Origin of the sequence: Micromonospora sp. (genome assembly GCF_048594385.1) — a bacterium.
GTDB classification, from domain to species: domain Bacteria; phylum Actinomycetota; class Actinomycetes; order Mycobacteriales; family Micromonosporaceae; genus Micromonospora; species Micromonospora wenchangensis.
In genome coordinates, this window is sequence record NZ_JBMDWU010000197.1 from 1 (window position 1) to 5593 (window position 5593).

A 5593-nucleotide genomic window follows, 5' to 3' on the forward strand; every position below is an offset into this window, starting at 1 on the left:
GCCGGCGACCCTGCGCGCCGCCGCCCCGCACCAGGCCCGGCGGGGCCGGTGCGGCGGGCGGTTGCTGCTGCGCCCGGACGACCTGCGGGAGGCGGTCCGGGAGGGCCGCGAGGGCAACCTGGTGCTGTTCGTCGTCGACGCCAGCGGCTCGATGGGCGCGCGGCAGCGGATGTCGGCGGTCAAGGGTGCGGTGCTGGCCCTGCTCACCGACGCCTACCAGCGGCGGGACACGGTGGCGGTGGTCGCCTTCCGGGGTGCCGGCGCGCAGGTGCTGCTGCCGGCGACCTCCTCGGTGCTGGCCGCGTCGGCACGGCTGGCCGAGCTGCCCACCGGCGGGCGTCCCCCGCTGGCGGAGGGGCTGCTCGCCGCCGCCGACCTGCTGCGGGTGCAGCGGCTGCGGGACCCGCGACGGCGTCCGCTGGTGCTCGTCGTCACCGACGGCCGGGCCACCGCCGGGCACCGGCCGCTGGAGCGGTCGGCGCGCGCGGCGGCGGTGCTCGCCGCCACCGGCGCGCCCTGCGTCGTGGTGGACTGTGAGTCGGGCCCGGTCCGGCTGCACCTGGCCCACCGGCTGGCCGGCCAGCTCGGCGCGACCCACCACCGCCTGGACACGGTCACCGCCGACCCGCTGGCCGGGCTCGCCACCGTCGGAGCGAATCGGAGCGTGCGCTGATGCCGCAGGGAAAGCCGGAACACGTCCCCGCCGACGGGTTGACCACCCGGCAGCGGCGGCACCGCCCGTTGACCATCGTGCACACCGGGCAGATGAAGGGGAAGTCGACGGCGGCGTTCGGGTTGGCGCTGCGGGCCTGGACGGCCGGGCTGCCGATCGGGGTGTTCCAGTTCGTCAAGAGCGCCAAGTGGCGGGTGGGTGAGGAGAACGCCTTCCGGGCCCTGGGCCAGGTGCACGCCGAAACCGGGCAGGGCGCGCCGGTGGCCTGGCACAAGATGGGCGAGGGCTGGTCGTGGATCCAGCGCGGCGGCGACGCCGACCACGCCGCCGACGCCCTGGAGGGCTGGCGGCAGATCCAGCGTGACCTGGCCGCGCAGCGCTACGGCCTGTACGTCCTCGACGAGTTCACCTACCCGATGAAGTGGGGCTGGGTGGACGTCGACGAGGTGGTCGACACCCTCACCCACCGGCCCGGCTTCCAGCACGTGGTGATCACCGGCCGGGACGCCGACCCGCGGCTGGTCGAGGCGGCCGACCTGGTCGCCGAACTGACCAAGGTCAAGCACCCGATGGACGCCGGCCAGAAGGGCCAGAAGGGCATCGAGTGGTGACCGGACCGACCCGCCGCACCGACCAGCGCCGCCCGCCGGGCAACGCGCCGGCCGGTCACCCGGGCGGCACCGTGCCGGGCGTGCCGCCGTCCGGCCCGTGGGCGCTGCCCCGGCTGGTGGTCGCCGCCCCGGCCAGCGGGCACGGCAAGACCACGGTCGCCACCGGGCTGCTCGCCGCGCTGCGCCGCCGGGGTCTCACGGTCAGCCCGCACAAGGTCGGCCCCGACTACATCGACCCCGGCTACCACGCGCTCGCCGCCGGCCGCCCCGGTCGCAACCTCGACCCGTGGCTGGTCGGGGAGGACCTGGTCGCCCCGCTGCTGCGGCACGGCGCCAGCCTGCCCACCCCCGCCGACGTCGCCGTGGTCGAGGGGGTGATGGGGCTGCACGACGGCGCGGTCGGCCGGGCCGGCTACGCCTCCACCGCGCACGTCGCCACGCTGATCGACGCGCCGGTGCTGCTGGTCCTGGACACCACCGCGCAGGGCCGGTCGGCCGCCGCGCTGGTGCTCGGCATGCGCGCCTTCGACCCGGCGGTACGGGTCGGCGGGGTGATCCTCAACCGGGTCGGTTCGCCCCGGCACGAGACCCTGTTGCGCGACGCGCTCGCCGAGGTGGGCGTACCGGTGCTGGGGGCGGTGACCCGGGCCGTCGAGGTGGCCGCGCCGGCCCGGCACCTGGGGCTGGTGCCGGTCGCCGAACGGGCACCGGAGTCGCTGGCCGTCGTCGACGCGCTCGCCGGGCTCGTCGAGGCCACCGTCGACCTCGACGCCGTGCTCGACCTGGCCCGCAGCGCCCCACCGCTGACCGTCGACGCCTGGGACCCGACGGCGGCCGTCGGTGGCCGGGCCGGCGGGGACCGTCCGGTCGTCGCGGTCGCCGCCGGTGCCGCCTTCACCTTCTCGTACGCCGAGACGGCCGAACTGCTCACCGCCGCCGGCGCGGCCGTGGCCCCGTTCGACCCGCTGCGTGACCCGGCCCTGCCCGCCGGCACCCGGGCCGTGGTCATCGGCGGCGGATTCCCCGAGGTGCACGTCGAGGCGTTGAGCGCCAACACCGGGCTCCGCGCCGAGCTGGCCGGCTTCGCCGGGCCGGTGGTCGCCGAGTGCGCCGGGCTGCTCTACCTCGGCCGCTCCCTGGACGGGGTGCCGATGTGCGGGCGGCTCGACCACCACGCCCGGATGACCGGCCAGCTCACCCTCGGCTACCGCGACGCGGTCGCCACCGCCGACTCCCCGGTCCACGCCGCCGGTGAGCAGGTACGCGGCCACGAGTTCCACCGCACCGTCACCGACCCCGGGCACGGCGACCGGCCCGCCTGGCGGTGGGACGGCACCGACCACGGTTTCGTCACCGGGCAGGTGCACGCCTCCTACCTGCACACCCACTGGGCAGGTCACCCCCGGGCCGCCCGCCGCCTGGTCGAGGCGGCGGCCCGGTGACCGGCACCGGGGCGCACCACCCACCCGTCGCCGCCACCGCCACGCTGACCGGGGTGGGGGTCGGGCCGGGGGACCCGGAACTGCTCACCCTCAGGGCGGTGCGGGTGCTGGCCGAGGCCGACCTGGTGGTCGTACCGGTGCTGGACCGGCTGGCGGCGGACCCGGCGACGCCCCCCGGTCGGGCCGAGACGACGGTCCGCGCGCACGTGCCGGCGGACCGGCTGCGCCGGCTGCCGTTCGCCCTCGAGGACCGGGGCGGGGTGACCGCGCGCCGGGAGGCCGCCTGGGACGCCGCCGCCCGCGCCGTCGTCGACGCGTTCGACGCCGGGGCCCGTTCGGTCGCCTTCGCCACCATCGGCGACCCCAACGTCTACTCCACCTTCACCTACCTGGCCGACGGCGTCCGCGCGCTGCGGCCGGCGGTGCGGCTGCGCACCGTGCCGGGCGTCACCGCCATGCAGGAGCTGGCCGCCCGCAGCGGCGTCCCGCTGTGCCAGGGGCGGGAGCCGCTGACCCTGCTGCCGGCCACCGCCGGCCCGACGCCGGTCGCCGCCGCCCTCGCCGGGCCCGGCACCGTGGTGGTCTACAAGGGCTGGCGGCGGCACCGGGAACTCGTCGACGAGCTGCGCCGGCACGACCGGCTCGACGACGCGGTGCTCGGCTGCGGCCTCGGCCTGCCCGACGAACGGATCGGGCCGGTCGGCCCGGACGACGAGCTGCCCTACCTGTCGACGCTGCTGGTCCCGGCCCGCCGGGACCGGCGGGGAGGAAAACTGTGACGTCCACCGGAAAGGTGTGGTTCGTGGGGGCCGGGCCCGGCGCCGCCGACCTGCTCACCCTGCGTGCCGCGCGGGTGATCGCCGACGCCGACGTGGTGATCTGGGCGGCCAGCCTGGTGCACGCCGACGTACTGGCCCACGCCCGCCCCGACGCCGAGATCGTCGACTCGTCGCAGCTGCCCATCGAGGGGGTGCTGCCGCTGTACCGGCGGGCCGCCGCCGACGGGCTCACCGTGGCCCGGATCCACTCCGGCGACCCGGCGCTGTGGGGTGCCGTGCAGGAGCAGCTCGACCTGTGCCGGGCCCTCGACCTGGCCGTGGAGATCGTCCCCGGGGTCTCCTCGTTCACCGCCGTCGCCGCCATCGTCGGCCGGGAACTGACCATCCCCGAGGTGGCCCAGTCGGTGATCCTCACCCGGCTGGAGGGCGGCAAGACGCCGATGCCGGCGGGGGAGCGGGTCCGCGACTTCGCCCGGCACGGCACCACCATGGCGCTGTTCCTGTCCGCCGCCCGCGCCGGGCAGGCCCAGACCGAACTGCTCGCCGGCGGCTACCCGGCCGACACCCCGGTCGTGGTTGCCTACCAGGCGACCTGGCCGGACGAACTGGTGGTGCGGTGCGTCCTCGGCGAGCTGGCGGCCACCGTCAAGGAACACCGGTTGTGGAAGCACACCCTGTTCCTGGTCGGGCCGGCGCTCGCCGCCACCGGCACCCGGTCGCACCTCTACCACCCCGGGCACTTCCACACCTTCCGCCGGGCCGAGCCGGCCGCCCGCGCCGAGCTGCGCCGCTCCCGGGCCGCCGTGGAGGACGCCACACCGTGACGTACGCCGAGCCGCCGCTGCGCGAGCCGGACCTGCCGCGTACCGCGAAGGTCCGGCCGGTGGCGTTGCGGACCGGCTGGACCACCGGCGCGTGCGCGACGGCGGCGGCGAAGGCGGCGGTGACCGCCCTGCTCACCGGCGTACCCCAGCGGGAGGTGGAGATCGGGCTGCCCGCCGGCCGGCGGGTGACCTTCGCGGTGGCCCGCTGCGACCTGACGCCGTCGCCCGAACCGCAGGCGGAGGCGGTCGTGGTCAAGGACGCCGGGGACGACCCGGACGTCACCCACGGCGCGCACCTCACCGCGACCGTCGGTTGGCGGCCCCGGCCCGGCCTGGAACTCGCCGGTGGGGACGGCGTCGGCACCGTCACCCGCCCCGGGCTCGGCCTCGCCGTCGGCGGGCCGGCCCTCAACGACACCCCCCGCCGGATGATCGGCCAGGCCGTCGCCGAGGTGGTCGACCTGGCGGAGGTGGGCGTCCGGGTGGTGATCAGCGTGCCGGGCGGCGAGGTGATGGCCCGCAAGACCACCAACCGGCGGCTCGGCATCGTCGGCGGCATCTCCATCCTCGGCACCACCGGCGTCGTCCGGCCGTTCTCCACCGCCTCCTGGCGGGCCAGCGTGGTGCAGGCGGTGCACGTGATGGCCGCCCAGGGGCAGCGGACCGTGGTGCTGTGCACCGGCGGGCGCACCGAACGGGCTGCCCGCGCGCTGCTGCCGGAGCTGCCGGAGGTGTGTTTCGTCGAGGTCGGCGACTTCACCGGCGCGGCCGTCACCGCCGCCGTCGGTGACGCGATGACCGGGGTGGTCTTCGTCGGGATGGCCGGCAAGCTGGCCAAACTCGCCGCCGGCATCCTGATGACCCACTACACCCGCTCGAAGGTGGACCTGTCGCTGCTCGGCGCGGTCACCGCCGAGGCCGGTGGCGACGCCGACCTGGTGGCGGCGGTGCTGGCGGCCAACACCGGCCGGCACGCCTACGAGCTGTGGGAGGCCGCCGGGTTGCTGCGTCCCGCCGGTGACCTGCTCTGCGACCGGGTCCGCCAGGTGCTGCGCCGTTTCGCCGGGCCGGCGCTCACCGTCGACGTGGCGATGGTCGACTTCACCGGCGACCACCTGGTCGCCTCCTCCGGCCGGTGGCCGGCGTGACCGGGCCCGAGCCGGTCGTGGTGCTGGGGATGGACGCGGCCGGCCGGCCACTGCCGCCGCCGGCGCTCGCCGCCCTGGCCGGGGCCGGGCTGGTCGTCGGGGCGGCCCGGCACCTG

General features: G+C 77.0%; 6 protein-coding genes. All 6 read left to right on the forward strand.

Annotated features, from left to right (window positions below):
- The coding region (locus tag ACOJTC_RS10550; protein ID WP_420116717.1) for a VWA domain-containing protein at window positions 1-673 on the forward strand (673 nt) is incomplete at its 5' end.
- Window positions 673-1284, forward strand: coding sequence for a cob(I)yrinic acid a,c-diamide adenosyltransferase (gene cobO, locus ACOJTC_RS10555; protein ID WP_420116718.1), 612 nt, complete (start codon window positions 673-675; stop codon window positions 1282-1284). The genes ACOJTC_RS10550 and cobO, both read left to right, overlap by 1 nt.
- An 80-nt stretch (window positions 1285-1364) precedes the next feature.
- Entirely contained in the window at window positions 1365-2726 is a 1362-nt protein-coding gene (locus tag ACOJTC_RS10560) for a cobyrinate a,c-diamide synthase (protein WP_420116722.1), read from the forward strand.
- A complete protein-coding gene (gene cobI / locus ACOJTC_RS10565) occupies window positions 2723-3505 on the forward strand; it encodes a precorrin-2 C(20)-methyltransferase (protein ID WP_420116719.1) in 783 nt (260 codons plus the stop codon). Before ACOJTC_RS10560 ends, cobI begins: the two co-directional genes overlap by 4 nt.
- A complete protein-coding gene (cobM, locus tag ACOJTC_RS10570; protein WP_420116720.1) occupies window positions 3502-4329 on the forward strand; it encodes a precorrin-4 C(11)-methyltransferase in 828 nt (275 codons plus the stop codon). The genes cobI and cobM overlap by 4 nt, the downstream gene beginning before the upstream one ends.
- Window positions 4326-5477: a cobalt-precorrin-5B (C(1))-methyltransferase gene (locus tag ACOJTC_RS10575; RefSeq protein WP_420116721.1), complete on the forward strand. Its 1152-nt coding sequence runs from the start codon at window positions 4326-4328 to the stop codon at window positions 5475-5477. The genes cobM and ACOJTC_RS10575 overlap by 4 nt, the downstream gene beginning before the upstream one ends.
- The last annotated feature ends 116 nt before the right edge of the window (window positions 5478-5593 follow it).

Coding starts and splice junctions, on each gene's coding strand:
- cobO (WP_420116718.1), top strand. CDS start 673: ATGCCGCAGGGAAAGCCGGAACACGTCCCCGCCGACGGGTTGACCACC.